Here is a 21,294-nt window from a genome sequence, read left to right as displayed (position 1 = left end):
GGAGCGCGTGATGACTGGACCGGCGTTGCTGCTTGTCTGCCTGCTGCTGATCGGCTTGTCGTTCTGGCTGCTTCAACATGGCCTGCGCAAGGCCCGGACGGATCGCGTGCTGGAGCGCCTCGGCGATGGCCAGCCCGAGGCCCAGGAGCCGAGTACCCGATGGACCGGCCTTGAACGCATGTTCCTGCGCGCGGGGCTGGGCAAACCTACAGACCGTTTGGGCCTGTGGCTGAGCGCCTGGGTCATCGGCGCATTGTTGGGCGGGTTGCTCGCCGACGGGCTGGGCCTGTTCGCGATGATCGTGGGACCGCCGCTGGTTTTGCGCATGTACATCAGCTGGCGCTACCAACGTCGCGTGCAGCGTATGGTCGAGCAACTGCCGCAGTTGCTCGACCACAGCGTACGCAGCCTCAAATCCGGCAGAACCCTGGCCGATGCCATATTGGGCGGCGTCGATAGCGTTGAAAACCCACTCAAGGATGCGATGGGCCGCGTGCAGCGCAACGTGCGCATGGGGGTCAGCCTGCCGGATTCGGTCAGCGACTTCGCCGAGTTCTACGAACAGGACGAATTCCGCCTGTTTGCCCTTGGCTTGAAGGTCAACCATCGCTACGGCGGCAACGCCAGCGAACTGCTGGAAAACCTGATCAAAATGATTCGCGAGCGAGAACAGGGCGCCCGTCAACTCAAAGCCATGACCGGCGAAACGCGCATGACGGCCTATGTGCTGGGCGGCCTGCCCGTGTTGATCGTGGGTTACTTCATGGTGGTCAACCCCAGCTATTTGATGACCATGTGGAACGACAGCACGGGGCGCATGATGCTGTTCACCGCGCTGGCCATGGACCTCGGCGGCACTTTTATCATGTGGCGCATGCTGAGGAGTGTCTGAGATGGCACTTCTGGCCTGCGCCTTGTTGTTGCTCGCAGCCGTGGTATTGGTGGGCGGCCAAGAGCTCGAGAATCGACGTCGCAAGCGCCGGGTGGCTGAACGCTTGCAGGGGCGGATGAGCGGCGATGCAAGGTTCGGCACGCTCATGCGTCAATTGGGCGCAAGCACCCTGGCGCAGCGCTCGGTCAGCCTGGACAACGAGACGCAGGTCCTGCTCAACCGGGTCGGCTGGCGCAAGGCTAGCCAGCGCTCACTGTTTGCTGCGTTCCAGATTGGTTTGCCTGTCGTGCTGCTGGGCCTGACGCTCCTCGGCCAGCAACTGCTGTTTCCTCATGCAGACCCTGCCTGGATTGCCCCGATATTTGCGCTGGGCATCGGTTACCTGTTGCCAAAACGCGTGCTGGCTGCGGCGGCCAAATACCGCCAGCAGGCCATCGCCAAAGAAATCTCAACGTTCATTCCGCTGCTGCGCATCCTGTTCGAGTCGGGCATGGCGATTGAGCAGTCGCTGCGCGTGCTGGGCAACGAAGCCGAACGCCTGCTACCCGCGCTTACCCATGAATTGCGGCTGATCCTGGCGCGTGTCGATTCCGGCCTGGAGCTGAGCGAAGAGCTGGGCAAGACCGCACGCTTGCTCGAAGTGGATGAATTCACCGACACCTGCATCATCCTGCAGCAATTGATCCATCAGGGCGGCGGCGCGATGAAATCCTTGCTGGCGCTAAAGCAGTTGCTCGACGACCGACGCCTGACTCGCCTGCAGGAATACATCTCGAAGATGTCGGCAAAAATGTCAGTGGTGATGATGGTGTTTCTGTTCCCCGCGTTGCTGATCGTGCTCGGTGGCCCTGCGTTTATCGGCATCGCCCGCGCTTTGAATCACTTTTGAGGAGACGTTGATGAAAGTACTGATTGCCGGCGTGGCCCTGCTAATGCTCGGCGGCTGCGCCACCAACGGCCAATCACCCTGGGCCGCGTTGATCTCGTCCGGCAGTTGCGCCAAGCCGAGTTCAGACCAGGGATTGGCGCTCAACCTGTCGGACGACCTGGCCAACGAAGGCAAGCTGCACGCCAGCCTCGCCAACCTGCAAAACCTGCCCGAGTCCTTGCCCCAGGTGCGCCAGCGCAAGGCACGCGCTTACCGCTTGCTGGGGCGCAGCGAGGCCGAGCCGTTCTACCGCAGCCTGCTCGGCACCTGCATGACCGCTGAAGGCGAACACGGTTTGGGGCAATTGGCGGCGGCCAAGGGCGACAACGACCAGGCGATGGCGCATATGCAGCGAGCGGCGCGGCTGGCGCCCACGGACGAAAAAATCCGCAATGACCTGGGCGTGGTGTACCTCAACCAATTGCGCCTGGAAGACGCCCGCTTTGAATTCATGACCGCCATCGAGGTCAAGCAGGGCAATCCCTTGGCTGCCGTCAACCTGGTGACGCTGTTGATCTATCAGGACGACTGGGGTCAAGCGGCGAAAGTGGTCAGCCAGTTGGGCCTGACCCCCGAGCAAGTCACCGTTGCCCAGGCACGCGCGGAAAAACTCAAGGGCTCCCGCGCGGCGACGCGCAAAGTAGCGGCGGTGAGCGATGCCCTGCCGGTGACCCTAAAGTAAGGAGTGATTGATGAAAGCACATTACCTTATTGGCCTGGCGATGCTACCGCTGAGCGCACTGGCCCTCGAACCCGGCCCGTCGTCCCCGCAACAAGCGGAGACGGAAAACTGGCTGGCCTTGCAGGTCAATGGTCGGGCTGCTTCGGCGACGCCGCAAAGGACCACTCCCGCAGAACGGGAGCAAGCCTTGCAGCGCTGGCTGGACAGTAATAAGCATCCGATTCCGGAGTTCTTTGAATCGGAGTCGGGAGGGTCTGCCCAAGGCGGGAAGAGCCAGTGACACCCTAGTGGGCGGTGAACCGTTGGCGAATCGCGGAGTTATTCGGTGACAAGGCCAACGCCAGCTGGGTGCGGTTGCGCATGTGGGTGAGGCGAAGCACCTGGGACACGTACAGCTTGACGGTGTTCTCGGTGATCCCCAGCTCACAGGCAATCTGGTAGTTGGCCTGGCCCTTGCCCACCAGACGTGCAACGTCAAGCTGGCGCGGCGACAGCTGGTTGAAAATGGTCGGAATCTCCACGGGCCCAGCCTCTTCGGCGACCAGCTCGCCATCGTCCACCAAGCCGGGACTTGGGCTGCGGCGCACTTTATCGAGGTCCTGGTACAGGTCATTGATGGATTCGGAGAGGTATTGCAGCTTCTGGTTCAAGTGCCCCAGTTGCAGCTCTTTTTGCCGTTCTTCCAACGCCGCTTCCTGGCGTTGCAGGCCTTCGAGCAACTCATCGAGATTGATCGGCTTCTGGTAGTAATCCGAGATCCCTGCGCGCAGGGCCTTGATCACGTCCTGCTTGTCGGCACGCCCGGTCAGCATGATCGCTTCGAACGCCCGCTGCTTGCCCGCCACCTTCTGCATGGCCTGCACCAGCTCGATGCCATCCATGTCCGGTATATGCAGATCGCACAGGACCAAGCCAATGTCGGCATCCTCGCCGAAGCGTTGCAACGCATGCCGACTGGATTCACAAGGGACGCAGCGGTAACCACTGCCTTCAAGAAATTCGCAGAGTTCTTCCACGATCATCGGCTGATCGTCGACAACGAGCACTTTCACCGCCGAGGTAAGCTTGTTCACACGCCACTCCATGCCCGGAAAGCCAAAAGATTGAGCTATCCCTTTTGACAAAAAATCCTACACATCCAGTTAATAAACGTAGACCTACTTTCTGACTCTGTACACAGTGACAGAGGCCTCGTCAGCCTAATCGATCCAAAACCAATATAGCCCAAACCCAGTCAATACAAAGGGCGCAAAAGGCTGTTTTGTTGACGCTCCCGCAGCCGCGATTAGAAGAGGCGCGCTAAGCCTTTGACGCACAATCACCCAGCCACTTTGGAACAGCGCTGCGCCGATTAAAGACCACAATAAATAGTCCAGCGTACTGGCCAGCGCCAGGGCGGCCAGCAGCTTCACATCACCCGCGCCAAAGCGGCCCAGCGCATAGCCGGGCAAGGTCAGCAGCAGCGCCACGGCAAAGGCCCCGCCACCTTCGCCGGCGGGCGCTCCGAGCCAGGTGGTGCCCGTCCATGACAGGTAGAACAGCGCCAGCAGCGCCGCCCCCAGGGTCAAGCCGTTGGCGATTTGCCGTTGACGCATGTCCTGCCACGCACAGAGCCCCAACCAGAGCAGTATCACCACGCCATGGATCACGTAAAAAACATCCCTTTTTGCTGAATGATTCTATGCTCATATCAAGTAGTAGCCGTCAGGGTAGACGCAGTCATGAAAACAAGCCTCCCTAGAAAGCAAAAAGGTGCGGCGGCGATTGAGTTCGCGCTGGTCTTCGGGATCTTTTTTGCGGTGTTCTATGGATTGATCAGCTATAGCCTGCCTCTGTTGTTGATGCAGTCGTTCAACCAGGCGGCAGCGGAGGCCGTACGCCAGGCGATGGCGGTGGACCCGGTCGCTGCGGGCACTGCCTATGGCACCGAGCTGATTGATCGCGCCAAAACCAAGGCGATCCTGCAGTTGGACTGGATTCCACCCAGCTTCCAATTTACCGACGATTTAATCACCGCCGCCTACAACGGCACTACGCTGACTGTGACGATTAAATACCCCACCAGCCGCCTCTATTCAGTGTTTCCGGCGTTGGTAGTGCCGGGCATAGGCACCGTGCCGAATCTGCCGGCCAACCTGACAGCCATTTCGAGTCTGCAGTTTTGACCTCGGGGGATAGCCTCTTCGGGCGCCTGCTCGGCCGCACCAGCGCAACGCCCCTCGACACGCCCGGCGCACCCACGCCAGGGTTGCACCTGCAACTGGATCACCAGGGCCACGTATTGAGCATCAGCGGCACGCTGCGCCCGCAGCTCGCGTCGCATGGCGTGGGCGAAACCCGGCCGCTATTGCGTGAACTGTTGTGCGCCAGCAGCACCTTGAGCATTGAAGGTCGCCCGGCCGACTGGCAGCGCCAGAGCCTGGACCTGGACCTGGACTTCCAGGGTGCTACCGGCCAGGTCTTGCACACCCGCGGCTGGATCGAAGCCGAGGGTGACGGCTGGAGCCTGCGCCTGCTGGACGTCAGCGACTTGCTGGCTGGCTCGCAACTGGCCCAACACCGTGAGCAGAACCATCAACTGACCTGCCAGATGAGCGGCCAGTTGCGGGTGTGCAGCCTGGCCCGACTGCCCGAGGTGTTCAACGAGCACCTGCGAAGCGTGGCGCAGCGCTGGCGCATGCCCTGCCTCGCGCTGGCGTTGCTCGATGAAGAAGACCAGGGCTGGCGGATCTACAGCCACTACGCCGCCCACGATGCCCCCGCCTTGTGGCGGACCGGCCAACACCTGGGCACCAGCCTCGACAGTGTGAGTGGCAACACGCCGTTGAGCCTGGCCCAAGAGCGCAGCGACAACCTGCGCCTGCAGAGCATTTTCGGCAACGCCGATGGATTTTTGGTGCCCTACCGTGACAGCCAGGGCGTCGCCGCATGGTTACTCTGCGGCCTCTACAACGGCCAGCAACACACCCGCGAACAGGACTGGCTGAACCTCACCGCCGCCCTCGCCGCCCCACTGCTGAGCCGCTTGCGCGAGCAACGCTATCATCAACAGCTCGACCGCATGGAAGCCCTGCAAGGCCTGCTCGGCACCGGCTGGTGGGAGCTGCTGCCGGCTACCCAAGAAATCCAGCTCGCCCCGCAGTTGCTGCACAGCCTCAGCCCGGAAGACGGTCCCACCCGCCAACCGCTGGGCCTGTGGCTGGAACTGATCCACCCCGCCGACCGCCAGGAACTCAACAGCCGCCTGCACGATCTGCAAGCCCTGGGCAAACCGCTGCTGACCACCGTACGCCTGCAACGCACCGACGCCGAGCACAACCCCCTCTGGTACCGCGTACAGGGCCAGGTGCTGGGCATGGGCGATGACCGCCGCTGGGTCGGCTTCATGCTCGACATCAGCGACATCAAGAACCAACAACTGCAAGCCGCCGCCGCCCATGCGCGCCTGGACAACCTCATCGCCAGTTCACCAGCAGTGATCTATGTGCAGCGCTATGTCAGCGGCGCCCTGCACCCTGCGTTCTTCAGCGATAGCCTGCTGCCCCTGCTGGGCTGGACGTTGGCCGAGTGTAACCACGACAGCCTGGCATCGCTGATTCACCCCGAAGACCGCGATTTGTACTTCGAACGCACCCGCCAACTGTTGCGCGAAGGCGCCGTGCGCAGCCGCTACCGCCTGCGCGACAAACAAGGCCAATACCATTGGCTGCTGGATGAGGCCAAATTACTGCGCGATGACCTTGGATTGCCGCTGGAAGCCGTCGGGCTGTGGCTGGACGTCACCGAGACAACCCAGGCTGCCGAGCAGATCAAACAAAGCGAAGAGCGCTACCGCATTCTCGTCGAAGACTCCCCGGCAATGATCTGCCGCTACCGCCCGGACCTGACCCTGACCTTTGGCAACACGCCGCTGGCCAATTACCTGGAATGCCTGCCCGCACAGCTGCCGGGGCAGAACTTGGGTAACTGGCTGTCGGAAGAACAACACCAGGCCTTTGTGCAACGTATCGGCCAATTGAGCGCGGAATTTCCGGTCAGCACCGCCGAAATCAGCCTGGAATTGCCCGGCCGCGAACACGCCTGGTGGGTATGGTCAGACCGTGGCGTGTTCGATGAACAGGGCACGCTGGTGGAAGTGCAAGCGGTGGGCCGCGACAACACCGAAGTGCGCCGCTCCCAGCAGCAACTGACCCAAAGCGCAAAAATGGCCACCCTTGGCGAAATGGCCACGGGCCTGGCCCATGAGATCAACCAGCCGCTTAACGTGATGCGCATGGCGATCGTCAATGTGCTCAAGCGGCTAAGCACTGGTGATGCTCAAATCGACTACCTCACTGACAAGCTCCAGCGCATCGACACCCAGGTGCAGCGCGCGGCGCGGGTGGTGGACCATATGCGCGTGTTTGGCCGCCGCTCGGAAATCGAACAACAGCCCTTCGACCCGTCACAGGCGGTAGAAGGCACGCTGTCACTGCTCGGCGAAGGCTTGCGCGGCAAAGGTGTGGAGGTGCGCGTCACGCCAGCGGACGCTGCGGTGCAGGTCAAAGGTTACGTCGACCAGCTTGAGCAGGTGCTGATCAACCTGGTGGTCAATGCCCGTGATGCGCTGTTGAGCAAACAGGACAAGGACCCGGCGTTCCGCCCCTGGATCGCAGTGCATTGCGAGCACGACAGTCGGCATGCGCGGATCTGGGTGGAAGACAACGCGGGTGGCATTGACCCTCGGTTGCTGGAGCGGATTTTCGAGCCGTTCTTTACCACCAAGCCGATTGGCGTGGGCACGGGGTTGGGGTTGTCGGTGAGCTACGGGATTGTGGACAACATGGGCGGACGGTTGAGCGTTGCCAAGGGGGAGCACGGTGCGCGGTTTTGTGTGGAGTTGCCGATCAGTTAGATCACCAGGTAGGCGCGACCCATGTGGCAACTGAGGTTGGCGCCGACTTCGGCGTTGCCGAGGCTGATCCCTAGGGCTAAGAGCAGCGTGTTGACGATGGGGTCGAGTATCGGAGTCAGGACGCTTTTTACAAGCGTGATCACCGAACTGATGATGGTAGCCATAGCACTTGTGACAGTGCCGTTCGCCGCACCGGGTGTGCTGCCGCTGGGCGGTACGTAGGTGACCTCTAGACCGTTCAACGTAGCCCCCAGGCTACTGACGATATTGGCGGTGCCAGGTGGGCTTTTATAGATCGTCGCCGCGTTGATGTCATTCACCGGAGAAAACAGCAACGTATTAGTCTGCGCGCCCACCGTGGACAACGCTCTCAGATTCAAGCCGCCGCCGACGCCTGCTGTGCGCGGACCGCAAACCAGTGTCAGCAGGCAAAAGCGCTGGCCAAAGTCGATCAGCCTCACTGGCTGCACGTTGACAGGCGCAGACGATGAAAATGCCGCCACCGGATCCACATAACCAACGCCCAGGGTAGCGAGTGTGGTGGTGGCCTGCACCGTCAAAGACTTAGTGGCCGGTGTGGCGCAACTGAAGTCGGTTACATGGCTTTGCGCACTGGCCGCCTCGATATAGATGCTCAAGGGCTGGGTGATATCCACGTCAGTGAGATTGCACCCCAATAAGCACACGACACCGGCCACCGTATCAACAAGGTTCAGGTTCAACAAACCGCCGACCACCTTTGACACTGGCGTCGCAAGCCCGGTCAGAATCGGTGAAACCCCAGAAACCATCTTGATTACCGGCGCATCAATGGTGACCAAAGTGCGCACTTGGGCGGTTCGTACAAAAATCTGATCTGTCTGCGGGTTATTCAGGAGTCCGGCCTTGGCCTTTGCGGGATTGCCAATCGCCGACAGTTGCGGCGGCTTGATGACTTTGGTCTGGATCGAGACATTGCCCACCAGTGGAATATTCACCTGCGTTGCGGCACTCACCGCGCTCTTGCTATTGGACAGTTGCGCCACAGTCTCAAGCAGTTGAAACAACTGCAGGCTGGTATTCAAGGCAGCGGCCGGTGTTCCAGTGGCGACCTTCAGCAGGTCTCCGACCTTCAACAGCTGTGTGTTGGGCGCGATTGCTTTCACTGAAATCACGTCGTTAATGATCGCCGTGGCCACCGAGCCATTTTTTTGCAGCACCTTTACCGCGGCTTCGATCAACTGGCTGGCGGACACAGCGGTGTTGAGCAATGCATCGTAGTCACCTGCCTTGACATTCAATTCAATCGCCAACTGATCCAAGTAGCTGAGCAGATTAACGTTCGTCGTCAAAAAGCCGTTCCAGGCCGCCGCCGTCAGGGACAGGTTGCCGCCCAAAAGATTGCCGATGACCATGTTCAATATAGGAGATTTACTGGCATCGACCGTTCCTAGGCTGCTGCGAATCGTCAGCTGCGCCACCGGTGGCGCATATGCAGCAACGGCGGTGGCACTCAAGATCATCTGGGTGGACATTGGCCCGCCGCTGAACATGCTCCAGATCCCGCCGGCAATGCTGGTCATCACGCTACGCGTGGCCACCACACGCACGGCATCGTTTTTGGTGGCGTCTGCGGTGAATACGCGGATATTGCTGGCATTGGTGGTCAATGTGCCGCAGGTCACGGCCAGGCCACGGCTGTTGTCGCCGGCGACCACGGTGAAGCCGTTGCGCGTGGCGTTTTCCTTGGCGTAGTCATTGGCGCTGGTGGTGGGCGTGCACAGGCCACCACGGCTGGCGGCCTCCACGGCCGAGGTGTCGGCGATGGATTGCAATTTGCGCTTTTCCAGGTGGAGGCGGCCGCTGTCTACCGCGAGCAGCATGAACACCAGGGCCACTGCGAGGGTGCCCGCAGCCATCAGGCCAATCGCACCACGCTGACGGGAACCAAGTCGGGGAGACATCAGGCACTCCTTAGCGCTTACTCTCCTTAGTTGGTATTGAGTGTAGACAAGGGCTGGCCAGTCTCCACAAATCAATGTGGGGGCTGGCTTGTGTGGGAGCCGGGCTTGCCCGCGATGCAGGCACCTCGGTTTTTCAGATGCCCCGAGGTGATGCTATCGCAGGCAAGCCAGCTCCCACAGGGTTCAGCGGTGGTTTTAGTGGGGTGGGTAGCTGGAGAGGATTCGGGTGATCGTGGTGCGGATGGCGTTGTTGCGGTCCTGCGGGCTGGGCGAGTTGGCCATCATTTGCTCGTCGCTGCCGCGCCAGACCAGTTTGCCGTCTTTGCCGTCGAGCAGGTCGATCTGGAGGGTGGCGACTTTGTAGGTGATGTTGCGGGTTTCATTGTACATCGGCGCGCCCCAATAGCCGTTCCATGGGCCGCCCCATGCGCCGCCATAGTTGGTGGTGACTTGTTGCTGGCGGTCTTCGACGATCAGGTAGGCCTGTACGTTCAAGTCGGCCTTGCTGCCCGGTGCCGCTGAGCGCAGGCCGCGTTGGTCGAGTTGTTCGCCCACCGCCTGACGGATGCGTTGTTCGGTGAGGTCGCTCTTGATGCGCGGGTCATCCGGGCGATATTGCAAGGCCGGGTCTTTCCAGGCCCAACTGCGGTAGGCGCCAAAATCACGGCTGGCGTCAAAATCGTGGTTGACTTGGCTGGTCTGGCAACCGCCCAGCAACATGACAACAGCGAGCATAGCGATACGACAAAACATGGGTTTTCTCCAAAAAGCGACCCGCGCTCAGGATGAGAATAGCTGTTAACTGGGAGGATACGCCGTCATTGCCTTTTGCACCGCCTGGCGCAAGGCATCTCCCCGTTCACTGAGGCTGCCCTGGCTGCCCGTTTCCGCGCTGGCACTCCACACCGGCTGCCCCGTGCGGGCATCGAATAGATTGACGCGCACCACCACGACCTGGACTTCATAGGTGCGTACGATCGGCACCGAGTTGTACATGCCATAGCCATTGCCATAGCGGTTGTAGCCGCCGTAACCGTAGCCATAATCATCCTGGACCTGCTTGAGGCGCTTTTCCTGGCGCACATCGGCTCTCACCAGCAGGTCTGCCGGGCGGTTGTCGTGCAAGGGACGCAGACCGCGCTGGTCAAGCGCGCCGCTGACCGCTTCGGCAATTTGCGCCGAATCCGCCCAGGCCGTGCCCGCCGGGAGCTGGCCATTGCGCCACGCCCAGTTGCGGTAGGCGCCGTAGTCGCGCACGGGCGCGGGATAGGCGCTGGCATCAAAGGTATTGGCTGCCTGCGGCGGCGCCGGTGGAATCGGCGCCGAAGCGGAGACATAAGGGTTGGGGCTCGAACACGCACCCAAGCCGAGAGATAACAGGATCAAACAGAGACGACGCATTTCGACCTCCGCAGACTGGGCCGTTTAAACCGGACGGCAGACCCAGTGCAAATAACGCCCAAGTCCGGCAAAGCTTGGGTGACGACGGTGAGCGAGTTCCATCTCCAAAAGGCCCTGCAAATCCGCGCGGGCCTGGAATTCCACCGGCATATAGTCGTGGAATACGCGAACGCCACTTTGGCTTTCGACCTGCCAAAGGCCTTCGAGTTGCGCCGCCAATTCACGCGGGTCGAGCGGCTGCTGCGGGGTGAGGCTCTGCTTTTCGCCGGCCATGTCGTTCTTGCGCATTTTGCGGAAGTGGCCTTTGAGCAGGTTGCGGTAAATCAGCGCATCGCGGTTGTAGAACGCCAACGACAACCAGCCGCCAGGCAGCGTGAGCTGATGCAGCACCGGCAGGATCGCATGAGGTTCGGCCAGCCATTCCAACACGGCGTGGCACAGCACCAGGTCGTAGGGTTCGGTGAGTTGGCCGAGCAGGTCTTGCCAGGGCGCATGAATAAAGGTCGCGGTCTGCCCGGCGTCGGCAAAACGTTGGCGGGCGCCGGCGAGCATCGGTTCGGCAGGTTCGGCCAGGGTGACCTGATGGCCTTGCTCCGCCAGCCACAGCGACATGTGGCCCAGGCCTGCGCCGATATCCAGAACGCGCAAGGGGCGTTTGGGCAGGGCTTCGGTGAGGTCGGCCTGGAGCACCGCCAGGCGAATCGCGCCTTTGGCACCGCCGTAGATTTTTTCGGCAAAGCGCGTGGCCAGTTGGTCGAAATGACGATCACTCATGGGCAAACCGCCGTTCGCTGTCGGCCAATTTGGCGCGCACCACCTCGTTCATGTCCAGGCCCAGTTCGCTGCACAGCAACAGCAGGTACAGCACAATATCGCCGACTTCCTGGCCGGCGTGGGCGAGTTTCTCAGCCGGGAGCTGGCGCGATTGGTCTTCGCTCAGCCATTGGAAGATTTCCACCAGTTCAGCCATTTCTACGCTGGCGGCCATGGCCAGGTTTTTTGGGCTGTGGAACTGTTTCCAATTATTTGTATCGCGAATGCGGTGCAGGCGTTCGGTGAGGTGTTCGAGGTTCATGCGGGGGCTCCTGAAGATGGGTAGCTTCGGGGGGATTGGCGGTTAAGGCAAGTGAATCTGTGGGGGGTTGAGGAGGCTCGACAGCTGCTACGCAGAGGGCCCGCTCTAGAGGTGTAGATGCCTGGGCTGCAATGAGGCTCTAGTCGATGACGCTGAATCCTAGGCGGGCGGTTTGGCCGGCTTCGTCGAGGACGCTGAGTTGGTAACGGCCCAGGTGTTCGAAGCTGGCGTTGATGAAGTCCTGGTTGGCGCTGTCGCCCAGTGGCGCGCCGTTGAGGAACCACCAGCGCCGACCACTGCCGCCGAGGGCGGAGATTTTCAGGCGCAAGGTTTGCTGGCTGGCGGCGGGCAGACGCAGCTGGTCGCCCTCGCGTACGCCAACGATCGACAGCGGTGAAGACGCGGCCAGCGCCGGTGGCGGGCAATCGGAGTCAGCGGGCGGGATGCGTGCTTCGCGGCGTTCGGCCCTTGGCAGCCAGGGTTCCAAGGGCGCAGGCCACAGGGCGATGTTTTTCGGCTCTGCCCCCGGGCAATGGGCGTCGACCCGCGAGCCTTTGGCATTGACCCATACGCTTTCCATCAGGCCCACGCTCAACGGTTGGTCCAGTGCCTGCAAGGTCGGCGGCGTGGTGTTGTCCAGCGTCCAGGCGAAGCGCTGGCGACGGCAATTGGGGTCGCTGCGGCTCATGGGCTGGCCTAGTGGCCAACAGATCGCTGCCACGCCGACATTGGCAGGCACAGGTTTGACCGGCGCGCTGATGCCGCGCTGGCTGTCGCGGTTGCTCAGTACGTCGTGCACCTGCAACATCAACGGCGCCGCCGAGGCCAGCCCGAACTGGCCCGGCACCGGTGTGCCGTCCGGGCGGCCGATCCACACGCCGATCAAGTAACGCGGCCCCACCCCAATCGCCCAGGCATCACGAAAGCCGTAGCTGGTGCCGGTCTTCCAGGCCAGCATCGGGCGCTGCACCAGTTCGGCCCGCGGGTCGCGGTCGGGACGCGCCTGGCCGCTGAGGATGCGCCGCACAATCCAGGCGGACCCTGGCGACAGTAATGGTCGCTCCCTAAGCGTATCATCCGGCTGTAATCGAATAGTTGCACTCCTGCCGTTCCGGGCGAAGGCGCTATAGCCGCTCACCAGATCTTCCAGACGGCTGCCTGCGCCGCCCAGGATCAAGGCCAGGTTCGGCTCGGCCAACGCCGGCAACGCCAAAGGCACGCCGCCAATACGCATCTCGGCGGCGAACCGCTTCGGCCCATAGGCTTCCAGCAACTGTACCGCTGGCAGGTTGAGCGAACTGGACAACGCCGTACTCGCCGGCACTGCGCCGGTAAAACCCAGGGAGAAGTTGCCCGGCCGGTAATCCCCGTAACGCCGCGGCACGTCCTGCAGCAGGGACTCAGAGTGAATCAGCCCGTCATCAAGGGCCATGCCGTAGAGAAAGGGTTTCAAGGTGGAGCCCGGCGAACGCAGTGCGCGGATCATGTCCACATGGCCAAAACGCTTGGCATCATTGATGTCCACCGAGCCGAGGTAGGCGCGTACCGCCATGGTTTCTTCCTCCACCACCAGGATCGCGGCGGAGGTGTGCTCCGGCAAGCGTGCACGCCAACCCAACAGCAGGTCTTCGAGGCGGCGTTGCAGGGTGGCATCCAGGGTGGTGCGGATCAGCGGCGGGCTGTCGGGGCGGTTCAGGCGGCGCGCGAGCAGGGGCGCCAAGCTCGGCTCCAGCCGCGGGGCGAGCAGCAGCGGTTCCTGCAGGGTTTCATCGACGGCGGCTTGCGGCCACACCTTGAACTCGGCAAGACGACGCAGCACTTTGTCGCGCGCTTCCTGGGCACGCTGCGGGTGACGGTCCGGGCGCAAACGGCTGGGTGCCTGGGGCAAAACCGCGAGCAAGGCGGCTTCGGCATGGGTCAATTGTGATGGAGACTTGCCCAGATACGCCCAACTGGCCGCCGCCACGCCCTGCAATGTTCCGCCAAACGGTGCGCGGTTCAGGTAGAGGTTGAGGATCTCCTCCTTGGACAGGTGCCATTCCAACTGCGCCGTGCGCCACAACTGGCGCAACTTGCCGTGGAAGGTACGCGAATGCGGATCCAACAACCGCGCCACCTGCATCGACAACGTACTGCCCCCCGACACCACACGCGCCCCGGTCAGGTTCTGCCACGTCGCCCGCACCAGCGCCAGTGGGTTTACGCCAGGATGCTGATAGAACCAACGGTCTTCATAGGTGAGCAACGCATCCAGGTAATACGGCGACACTTCGCTGGTTTGCACTGGATAGCGCCACACCCCATTCGCATCGGCAAACCGCCACAACGGCGTGCCATCCTCAGCCAACACCACCCGCGCCAAATCATCCTGAGGCAACGGCAACGGCCAAACCCGATCCGCTCCCCACAACAACACCACCACCAACACCACTGCCCCCAGAGCCCAGCGCAGTAAATGTGGGAGCGTACACCCGCAAATGACGCAACTTAATCGCAAATTCAACCGGGCAAACCTCTATGCTTGTAGGGAACTAGCCAGTCGCAATAACAACCAAAGACACGGATACGCCCACCTCTTCATCAGGACACACACATGCAGGTAGAAAGCTTTTTCGAATGGCTGGGCCAGGCGCTCGGTTCCATCATCCGCTTTATCGTCGACGGCCTCAGCGGCCTGTTCGGTGCCCTGACCAACGCCGGCGGCAACTTCGTCGAAGGCCTGTCCCGCACCTTGGGCATGGATACCTCGATCATCAGCATCATCACCCTGATCGTCGGCCTGCTATTCCTGTATTCAGCCGTACGCGCCTTCATGCGCGCCTCGGTCATCATGGGCATCATCTGGCTACTGCTCGGCCTATGGCTCCTGAGCTGGGTCGTCCACTAACCCACAGAGTATCCCCAAACTAATGTGGGAGCGAGCAAGCCCGCTCCCACATTTAGCCCCTATTTTATGTTGGAATATCAGCGCCCCTTGATCACCAAATCTGCCGGCGTCTCCCCCACCGCCTGCCAATTCGGCCGATACATCGACTCCACCTGCGGCGGTGGTACGCGATAAGTCCCCGGTGTCACCGCCCGCGCCAGATACAGCAGGTGCGTGGTGCCAGACCCCTCCAGATTAATCGCCGCCACATACCGATCATCCCTGAACTCCTGATGCTTGAGCGACGCGTTCTGCATCGACTCACGCCACTCCTTCACTTGGCTGCTGGCGTTCTCCAGGCTGGCGGCACTCTGCGCCAGGTTCTGGTTTTCAAGCTCCAGGCCAGCGGGCAGCAAATCCACCACCAAGGCATCCGGCACACGCTGCTTGGCACCGACCGCCAGATGCACCAGCACCAGGTCCCCACTGTTGAGGTTACGAAGATTCAACGGCTGGCCATTCATGCCCAGGTACTCACGGCGAATGCTCAGGTTGTCGCCGCCGGCAGCCGGTGGCAGCTGTGGATAACCCGAAATCGTCAGTTGCTGATACACCGGCGTTTCGCCCTGATTGCTCAAGGTTAAATCACTGGAAAGCAGCTTGCCTTCCAGCGCCAGCGTCGACTGCTGATCATTCAACGCCTGCACACCGCCACTGCCGGTGAGCGACACCTGCCAGTTCGAATCCGGCTTGGCGAAACCGAGGCGCCCCGCCAGGAACAGCGAATTACGCTCCTGGGTCGACAGATACGCACTGGCCGCCAGTTGATCCGACAGCGTAAACAAGCGCTCCTCACGCTTGCCCTTGGCCAAGTCATTTTCTTCCAGCAACGCCAGGATCATTGCCTGGTCGCGCAGCGGGCTGCCGTAATCGGCCAACCATTCACTGGCACTGCGCTGCGCCGCCAGCCCCGCCAGCAAGGCTTGGTCCGCGCGCGGCTGGTCGCCCATCTTCTGCAACGCGACAGCCAACTGCACCAGCGGCAAACCGGAGCGCGCGTCGCTGCGTCGTTCAAAAATGCTGCGCAACGCACCCAACGGCGCCTGCTGACTGCGCGCCAACACCATGCCGGCGTAGGCCTGCACGGCAAAGCGCGTGTGATCAGCGTTATCGCTGTAGTCGACATCGATCAAGTTGCGCTCCTGTACATAACGCAGCAGGCGTTCGCTGGCCTTTTTCATGGCTTCAGGCGGTACCGCGAAACCCTGATCTCGGGCGCGCAACAGGAAATCGGTGACATAGGCGGTCAGCCAGTACTCCTCTTCACCGTCGGCGCCCCACAAACCAAAACTGCCGTTGTAGCGCTGCATGCCCAGCAAACGCTCTATGCCCAGCTCGATCTTGCGCTTGCGCTCGCTGTCCGACTCGCCCTTTATCGACAGGCGCTTGAGCAACGCATCGTCCGCATACAGCGATGGGTACAGGCCGCTTGCCGTCTGTTCCAGGCAACCGTAAGGGTAAGCTTTGAGTGCACTTATCTGCGCACCGAGGTTCAACGGCGGCCGGCTCGACAGGCTCAGCAGCGCCTGACGCCCCGAGGTATCGAATTGATCCAGGGTACCCGGTGGCAAGGTCCACGGCTGATCCTTGAGTACCGCGCGATAATGCTTAAGCAGTGCCGGATAGGCCGGCCGCACGCCCAAGGTCCATTCACGCGTGAACGGCGGCAGGTGCTCACCTGGCAAGTCCAGCCCATTGACGGTCACCTTGACCTTGCCCTGCCCCAACCCGCCCCAGGCTTTTACAGGGATGCGCAGCGTGGTGCGTTGGCCTTGTGTCAGCTCGACGGTTTGCGCGCCACTGTTGACCAGTTCCAACTGCCCCTCGGCAGTCAGTTGCACATCAAGCTTCTGCGCCTTGCCCGACAGGTTGGACAGGTCCAGCGCTAACGTTGTCTGGTCACCACCGGCCAGGAAGCGTGGCGCCGACAGTTCGGCAATCAGCGGCGCGGCAATCACTGTCTTGGCTTCGGCCATGCCATAGCGGTCATCGCCCCAGGCCTGGGCCATCAGGCGCAGTTCGCCGTTGAAGTCGGGAATGTTGACGCTGACTTCGCCCTCGCCCTGCTCATTCAACGTCACCGGCGCGCTTTGCAGGGCGACGATGGTCACACTGGTGTCCGGACGCTTGCCGCCCTTGGCCAGCGCCGCGTCACCACCAAACGCCAGGCTGGCCAGGCGACCCTGGCCGGCCTCGATCAACTGGCCGTAGATATCGAACTGGTCCACGCCATACGCCTTGCGGCCGAACAGGCTGGAGTACGGGTCCGGTGTCGGGTATTCGGTGATATTGAGGATGCCCACGTCCACCGCTGCCACCAGTACGTGCACCTGTTTCGGCACGCTGCCATCGGCATTTTTTGCCGATATCTTCACCGTCAGCGGTTGTTTGGGGCGCATTTTTTCCGGCGCAGTGAGGGTCACGCCCAGTTTGCGCTGGGTGCGATCCAGCGGCAGGTGCAGCAGGCCCACTGCGCGTTTGGGGGTGATATTGGCTTTACGCTCGCCTGGGCGAATCACCAGGGCACTCACGTACAAGTCATGCCGCGACCATTTCGGGTCGAGCTTCACAGCGAAGCTTTTGCCCTCGGCCGGCACGTCGATTTCCTGCCACCACAGCGGCCCTTCGGCGGACTCCACCAGCAGGTAGCCTTTACCGGCTGCCGGTGGCGTCACGGTGACATTGGCGGTGTCACCATCGCCATACGCTGGTTTGTCCAGCGCCAGCTTGACCTGATCGGGGCGCACGGCGCCGCCTTCGGTGTTGTCCTGGGCCTGGTAACCGGCCCAGAAGCGCAGGCTGCTGACCAACCCGGTCTGCGGGTCTTCGACCTCGACGCGGTACGGGCCCCACTCCACCTGGAAGCTGACCTTGGCGGTGTCGCCAGCCTTGATAGTCAGGGTCTGCTCGTCGAGGTTGAGGAATTTCTCGTTGAAGTGATAGCTCCAGCCATCGTTCTCTGAGTAATTCCAGTAATAGTCACGGCGCTCGCGAACCAGGCGCACCTTGAGGTTTTGCGCGGCGAGTTTCTGCCCATACTGGTTGGCCAGCAGTACTTCAAATTCCGCCGGGCCATCGCCATTGGTTTCGGTGCCGTCAAACAACCCGCGCAGGCCCGGAAGCTGCTCGGCGGGCCAGATCGGCTGCACCAGACGCCGCGTGATCGGGCGCCCGCCGGACTCTTGCAGGCTGGCTTGCACGATTAATTGCAACGGCGACTTCGCGTCGGCCCACTTGCTTTCCAGGGTCAGCGCTTCCTGGCCCTTGGCGTCGAGCACGCTTTCATCCAGTTCGAAATCCTGGCTCAACTCTTCTTCGGTAACAGAGCCGAACTGGTAGCCCGGCAACGACTTGACCGCTTCGCGCAACGGGCGCACATAAACCTGACCACTGACGCGGTTGCCCGATGCTGGCGCACCGTACAGGTAACGGCCGTTAACCTGAATGACCGGGTTGTCCGCGGGGCTCAGCGCGGTGTCGCTGCCCTTGAGTTCCAGCGCAAGGCGCTCGGGCAGGAAGTCTTCAACGAGAAATTCATACAACTGCGGTTTGCCATCGCCCAGGTCGAACACCAACTGCCAGCGCCCAGTCGGCGCTTCGCCGGCCAGTTGCAGCGGATATTGATAAAGACCGGAGGCATCCGCATCCCAGACAAATTTGCGGCTCACCTGCTCATCCGGGCGACGCACTTCCACGCTCACCGGCTGCGGTTTGACGGCATGGCCATCCTTGTCCCGCAACAATGCATTGAGCAGCACCGTTTCACCGGGGCGATACAGATCACGCGGGCCGAACACAAAGAACTGCAAGGGGTGGGAAGGCTGGCCGCCAATGTCGAACTCGGCCAGGTCCAGTGCAGCGCTGTCGAGGCGCAACAGACTGGTCTGCTCACCCTGCTTGGCCAGGAGCACCTGAGCCTTTTTCGGCAGCGGCAACTCAGCGTGGCCGCCCTTCTCGGTCTTGCCCTGGCCCAACACACGGCCTTCGGCGTCGAGCACTTCGAGGTCAACCCCGTCCAGTGCCTTGCCGCCTTCCAGCGCCTGGGTAAACACATCTAATCGGTTGGCGTAGCGGTGCACCGACAGGCCGATGTCACTCAAGGTGAACAGCGTGGCCGGTTGCGAATAGTTGTAGGTGCCCGACGCACGCATCACCGCCAGGTACACGCCCGGCTGCTGCAATTGCTTGAGGCCGGCGATCGGCAGTAAAAGGGTTTCGCGGGTGTTGCGCGCTGGGTTCAAGTCGAAACGGCCACCGTAGACCAGGTCGGCCAGCGGCAGCAGTTCGCGGGATTCGTAACTTTGCAGGCTGGTATTACGCCCCCACTGCGCCAGGAATGACGGCAAGGATTCGGGCTTGATGCGGAAGAACTCGACGTCGATCTTGTCGACGTTCAGCGCGATCACTGGCAGGCCTTCGGCCAGGCGCGTCGGCAACAAGGTGCCACGGCTGGCGAAGCCGACAGTGGCTTGCAGGTCGCGGGTTTCCAGACGGGCGATGTACTCGGCGGCGAGCGTGTTGTCGTTGACCGCCTTCACCCCGGCATCCACCGTAAGCACCAGTTTGCGCTGTGGCTCCAGGTGGCGAAGGCGCAGTTCCATGAGGTTTTCGGAGATTTCCCAGGCGCCATCGACCTTGCCGGACTTGCTGTCCACCAAGTGCAATTTGTCGGCGAATTTCTGATCGCGGTCCAGCGGAATGGAAAAGCTCACCGACAAGGTACTGGCCCCATCGAGCTGCACTTCAGACACGTCCACCACGCTCAACTCACGCCCGGCGTAGCGTTGCTTCAGCGCCGCCACATCCACCGCCGCTTTAGCCGGCGTGGTTGCAACCGTTGCCACCGCAGGAGCGCTCGGAGCAGTCGGTTTATCGGAAGAATCGCAGGCGCTGAGCAGTGCCAGCGCGCAGGCCAGGAACAATCCTTTGTTAAGCATGAGACACTCGTAGTGAGAGGGACCGAAGGGCTAACTATATATCAGCCAGAGTGGGGCCGATGAGATGCTGCTCACATTGACCGACGGAGGGTGGTTTGGTTCTGAGCTGCCCCCCAGCCCCAGCCAAATCCCACAAGCACTGAAGATCAAAATGTGGGACCTGGCTTGGCTGCTCCCACATTGGTTCTGCGGCGTGTCTGACGGCCAGTTACACTGCTGCTCTCCCAAGGAGCCCCCATGACCAACCTGCTCACCGACTGGCGCCACCGCCCCACCCACCGCCGCGTCTGGGCCCTGGCCGCGCCTATGATTCTTTCGAACATCTCGGTGCCGCTCGTAGCGCTGGTCGACAGCATGGTCATCGGCCACCTGCCCCACGCCCACCAACTGGGTGCCGTGGCCGTCGGTGCCAGCCTGTATACCTTCCTCGCCTGGGCCATGGGTTTCCTGCGCATGGGCTCCACCGGTTTCGCCGCCCAAGCTGCCGGGCGCAATGATGGGGCGGCGCTGCGGCAAATCCTGCTGCAAGGTTTGCTGTTGGCACTGGGCCTGGCGATGCTGCTCGGCACCGTGGGCATCCCGCTGAGCCATCTGGCGTTGCAGTGGATGCAGCCCTCCCCCGAGCTCAATCAACTGACGCAGGATTTCTTCCACACCCGTCTGTTCGGCCTGCCCGCCGCGCTGGCCAGCTACGCGCTGGTCGGTTGGTTCCTCGGCACACAAAACGCCCGCGCGCCGCTGGCGATTCTGTTGACCACCAACCTGGTCAACATCGCCCTGAACCTGTGGTTCGTACTGGGCCTGGATTGGGGTGTGGTCGGCTCCGCGCGCGCCTCGGTTGTTGCTGAATGGACCGGCGCCCTGCTGGGCCTCGCACTGACGCAAAAAGCCCTGCGCGCCTACCCCGGTCACATCGCCTGGGCGGCACTGAAGTTGTGGGAAAGCTGGCGTCCACTGCTGGCGGTCAACCGCGACATCTTCATCCGCAGCCTCGCGCTGCAATCGGTGTTTTTCATGATCACCGTGCAAGGCGCCCGCCTGGGCGACGCTACCGTGGCCGCCAACGCGCTACTGCTCAACGGCCTGTTGCTGACCGCCCACGCCCTGGATGGATTGGCTCACGCCGTCGAAGCCCTGTGCGGTCACGCTATCGGCGCCCATGACCGCCCAGCGCTGCGCCGTTCGCTGGTGGTGGCCGGCGGCTGGTCGCTGATCGCCAGCGTCGGTTTCGCGCTGCTGTTCACCGTCGCTGGCCACGTGTTTATCGCCATGCAGACCGATATTCCCAGCGTGCGCGAAACCGCCGACAGCTACCTGCCTTACCTCGCGGTATTGCCGTTGATTGCGGTGTGGAGTTACTTGCTGGATGGTTTGTTTATCGGCGCGACACGCGCGCGGGAGATGCGCAATGGGATGCTGCTGACGGTGGTTGTGGTGCTGCCCATTGCCTGGGCGTTGCAAGGGCTGGGTAACCACGGGCTGTGGATAACCTTCCTGGTGTTTATGGCGGTGCGCAGTTTGACGCTGTGGGCGATTGCCTGGCGTTTAAATCGGCAGGGGCTTTGGCTGGGCAGCAACTGAAGGAATTAGATGCAAATGTGGGAGCGAGCAAGCCC

At 61.9% G+C, this 21,294-nt stretch carries 17 protein-coding genes; 8 read left to right on the top strand and 9 right to left on the bottom strand.

Going from position 1 to position 21,294, the window contains the following annotated elements; all coding sequences use genetic code 11:
- The first annotated feature begins 10 nt into the window (after positions 1-10).
- Genes AACY52_RS15810 through AACY52_RS15795 form a run of 4 tightly spaced genes read left to right on the top strand, consistent with a single transcriptional unit; the run spans position 11 to position 2,782 of the window.
- Positions 11-892 carry a type II secretion system F family protein gene (locus tag AACY52_RS15810; protein ID WP_339415782.1) on the top strand — a complete coding sequence of 294 codons (882 nt, stop codon included), beginning with the start codon at positions 11-13 and terminating at the stop codon, positions 890-892.
- A 1-nt stretch (position 893) separates the two neighbouring features.
- A complete protein-coding gene (locus AACY52_RS15805; protein WP_339415781.1) occupies positions 894-1,781 on the top strand; it encodes a type II secretion system F family protein in 888 nt (295 codons plus the stop codon).
- A 10-nt stretch (positions 1,782-1,791) separates the two neighbouring features.
- Complete coding sequence (locus AACY52_RS15800) at positions 1,792-2,502, top strand: tetratricopeptide repeat protein (protein WP_339560604.1); 711 nt, start codon at positions 1,792-1,794, stop codon at positions 2,500-2,502.
- A 10-nt stretch (positions 2,503-2,512) separates the two neighbouring features.
- Positions 2,513-2,782 carry a DUF3613 domain-containing protein gene (locus tag AACY52_RS15795; RefSeq protein ID WP_339415779.1) on the top strand — a complete coding sequence of 90 codons (270 nt, stop codon included), beginning with the start codon at positions 2,513-2,515 and terminating at the stop codon, positions 2,780-2,782.
- A gap of 4 nt (positions 2,783-2,786) precedes the next feature.
- On the opposite strand, the gene AACY52_RS15790 is transcribed toward AACY52_RS15795, so the two are convergent.
- Positions 2,787-3,575 (bottom strand): response regulator transcription factor, encoded by a 789-nt coding sequence (locus AACY52_RS15790; protein ID WP_339415778.1) that lies wholly within the window; start codon positions 3,573-3,575, stop codon positions 2,787-2,789.
- A 126-nt stretch (positions 3,576-3,701) separates the two neighbouring features.
- Positions 3,702-4,151: a prepilin peptidase gene (locus AACY52_RS15785; RefSeq protein ID WP_339415777.1), complete on the bottom strand. Its 450-nt coding sequence runs from the start codon at positions 4,149-4,151 to the stop codon at positions 3,702-3,704.
- A gap of 72 nt (positions 4,152-4,223) precedes the next feature.
- Here AACY52_RS15785 and AACY52_RS15780 point away from each other — a divergent pair, with 72 nt between their 5' ends.
- Both AACY52_RS15780 and AACY52_RS15775 read left to right on the top strand, forming a co-directional pair.
- Positions 4,224-4,667, top strand: a complete 444-nt coding sequence (locus AACY52_RS15780; protein WP_339415776.1) for a TadE/TadG family type IV pilus assembly protein — start codon at positions 4,224-4,226, stop codon at positions 4,665-4,667.
- The gene (locus tag AACY52_RS15775; protein WP_339427222.1) at positions 4,664-7,396 is read left to right on the top strand and encodes a PAS domain-containing protein; all 2,733 of its coding nucleotides are present in this window, start codon (positions 4,664-4,666) and stop codon (positions 7,394-7,396) included. Before AACY52_RS15780 ends, AACY52_RS15775 begins: the two co-directional genes overlap by 4 nt.
- Here AACY52_RS15775 and AACY52_RS15770 read toward each other — a convergent pair.
- The 6 genes from AACY52_RS15770 to pbpC form a co-directional block, all read right to left on the bottom strand.
- Positions 7,393-9,339, bottom strand: coding sequence for a TadG family pilus assembly protein (locus tag AACY52_RS15770; protein ID WP_339506207.1), 1,947 nt, complete (start codon positions 9,337-9,339; stop codon positions 7,393-7,395). The genes AACY52_RS15775 and AACY52_RS15770 overlap by 4 nt on opposite strands.
- A gap of 195 nt (positions 9,340-9,534) precedes the next feature.
- Positions 9,535-10,092, bottom strand: a complete 558-nt coding sequence (locus tag AACY52_RS15765; protein ID WP_339415773.1) for a DUF4136 domain-containing protein — start codon at positions 10,090-10,092, stop codon at positions 9,535-9,537.
- A 45-nt stretch (positions 10,093-10,137) separates the two neighbouring features.
- Positions 10,138-10,740 carry a DUF4136 domain-containing protein gene (locus tag AACY52_RS15760; protein ID WP_339560603.1) on the bottom strand — a complete coding sequence of 201 codons (603 nt, stop codon included), beginning with the start codon at positions 10,738-10,740 and terminating at the stop codon, positions 10,138-10,140.
- A 24-nt stretch (positions 10,741-10,764) separates the two neighbouring features.
- On the bottom strand, positions 10,765-11,514 hold the full coding sequence (locus tag AACY52_RS15755; RefSeq protein WP_339415772.1) for a methyltransferase: 750 nt from the start codon (positions 11,512-11,514) through the stop codon (positions 10,765-10,767).
- Positions 11,507-11,815 carry a MazG-like family protein gene (locus AACY52_RS15750; RefSeq protein WP_010567659.1) on the bottom strand — a complete coding sequence of 103 codons (309 nt, stop codon included), beginning with the start codon at positions 11,813-11,815 and terminating at the stop codon, positions 11,507-11,509. Before AACY52_RS15750 ends, AACY52_RS15755 begins: the two co-directional genes overlap by 8 nt.
- A gap of 139 nt (positions 11,816-11,954) precedes the next feature.
- Positions 11,955-14,267 (bottom strand): peptidoglycan glycosyltransferase PbpC, encoded by a 2,313-nt coding sequence (gene pbpC, locus AACY52_RS15745; RefSeq protein ID WP_339529839.1) that lies wholly within the window; start codon positions 14,265-14,267, stop codon positions 11,955-11,957.
- A 141-nt stretch (positions 14,268-14,408) separates the two neighbouring features.
- Between pbpC and AACY52_RS15740 the strand changes: the two genes are divergently transcribed.
- Positions 14,409-14,702 carry a hypothetical protein gene (locus AACY52_RS15740; RefSeq protein WP_339415771.1) on the top strand — a complete coding sequence of 98 codons (294 nt, stop codon included), beginning with the start codon at positions 14,409-14,411 and terminating at the stop codon, positions 14,700-14,702.
- A gap of 77 nt (positions 14,703-14,779) precedes the next feature.
- On the opposite strand, the gene AACY52_RS15735 is transcribed toward AACY52_RS15740, so the two are convergent.
- On the bottom strand, positions 14,780-19,678 hold the full coding sequence (locus AACY52_RS15735; RefSeq protein WP_339560602.1) for an alpha-2-macroglobulin: 4,899 nt from the start codon (positions 19,676-19,678) through the stop codon (positions 14,780-14,782).
- Between the two features lie 237 nt (positions 19,679-19,915).
- Between AACY52_RS15735 and AACY52_RS15730 the strand changes: the two genes are divergently transcribed.
- Positions 19,916-21,259, top strand: a complete 1,344-nt coding sequence (locus tag AACY52_RS15730; protein ID WP_339415769.1) for an MATE family efflux transporter — start codon at positions 19,916-19,918, stop codon at positions 21,257-21,259.
- The last annotated feature ends 35 nt before the right edge of the window (positions 21,260-21,294 follow it).

This window comes from Pseudomonas sp. EA_65y_Pfl1_P113, from assembly GCF_963970525.1.
GTDB classification, from domain to species: domain Bacteria; phylum Pseudomonadota; class Gammaproteobacteria; order Pseudomonadales; family Pseudomonadaceae; genus Aquipseudomonas; species Aquipseudomonas tritici.
This window is presented reverse-complemented; position numbering and strand designations above follow the sequence as displayed.

Bases quoted from the DNA above. Each gene is read 5' to 3' on its own strand.
- AACY52_RS15810 (WP_339415782.1), top strand. From the start codon at position 11: ATGACTGGACCGGCGTTGCTGCTTGTCTGCCTGCTGCTGATCGGCTTG.
- AACY52_RS15805 (WP_339415781.1), top strand. From the start codon at position 894: ATGGCACTTCTGGCCTGCGCCTTGTTGTTGCTCGCAGCCGTGGTATTG.
- AACY52_RS15800 (WP_339560604.1), top strand. From the start codon at position 1,792: ATGAAAGTACTGATTGCCGGCGTGGCCCTGCTAATGCTCGGCGGCTGC.
- AACY52_RS15795 (WP_339415779.1), top strand. From the start codon at position 2,513: ATGAAAGCACATTACCTTATTGGCCTGGCGATGCTACCGCTGAGCGCA.
- AACY52_RS15780 (WP_339415776.1), top strand. From the start codon at position 4,224: ATGAAAACAAGCCTCCCTAGAAAGCAAAAAGGTGCGGCGGCGATTGAG.
- AACY52_RS15770 (WP_339506207.1), bottom strand. From the start codon at position 9,339: ATGTCTCCCCGACTTGGTTCCCGTCAGCGTGGTGCGATTGGCCTGATG.
- AACY52_RS15765 (WP_339415773.1), bottom strand. From the start codon at position 10,092: ATGTTTTGTCGTATCGCTATGCTCGCTGTTGTCATGTTGCTGGGCGGT.
- AACY52_RS15760 (WP_339560603.1), bottom strand. From the start codon at position 10,740: ATGCGTCGTCTCTGTTTGATCCTGTTATCTCTCGGCTTGGGTGCGTGT.
- AACY52_RS15755 (WP_339415772.1), bottom strand. From the start codon at position 11,514: ATGAGTGATCGTCATTTCGACCAACTGGCCACGCGCTTTGCCGAAAAA.
- AACY52_RS15750 (WP_010567659.1), bottom strand. From the start codon at position 11,815: ATGAACCTCGAACACCTCACCGAACGCCTGCACCGCATTCGCGATACA.
- AACY52_RS15740 (WP_339415771.1), top strand. From the start codon at position 14,409: ATGCAGGTAGAAAGCTTTTTCGAATGGCTGGGCCAGGCGCTCGGTTCC.
- AACY52_RS15735 (WP_339560602.1), bottom strand. From the start codon at position 19,678: ATGCTTAACAAAGGATTGTTCCTGGCCTGCGCGCTGGCACTGCTCAGC.
- AACY52_RS15730 (WP_339415769.1), top strand. From the start codon at position 19,916: ATGACCAACCTGCTCACCGACTGGCGCCACCGCCCCACCCACCGCCGC.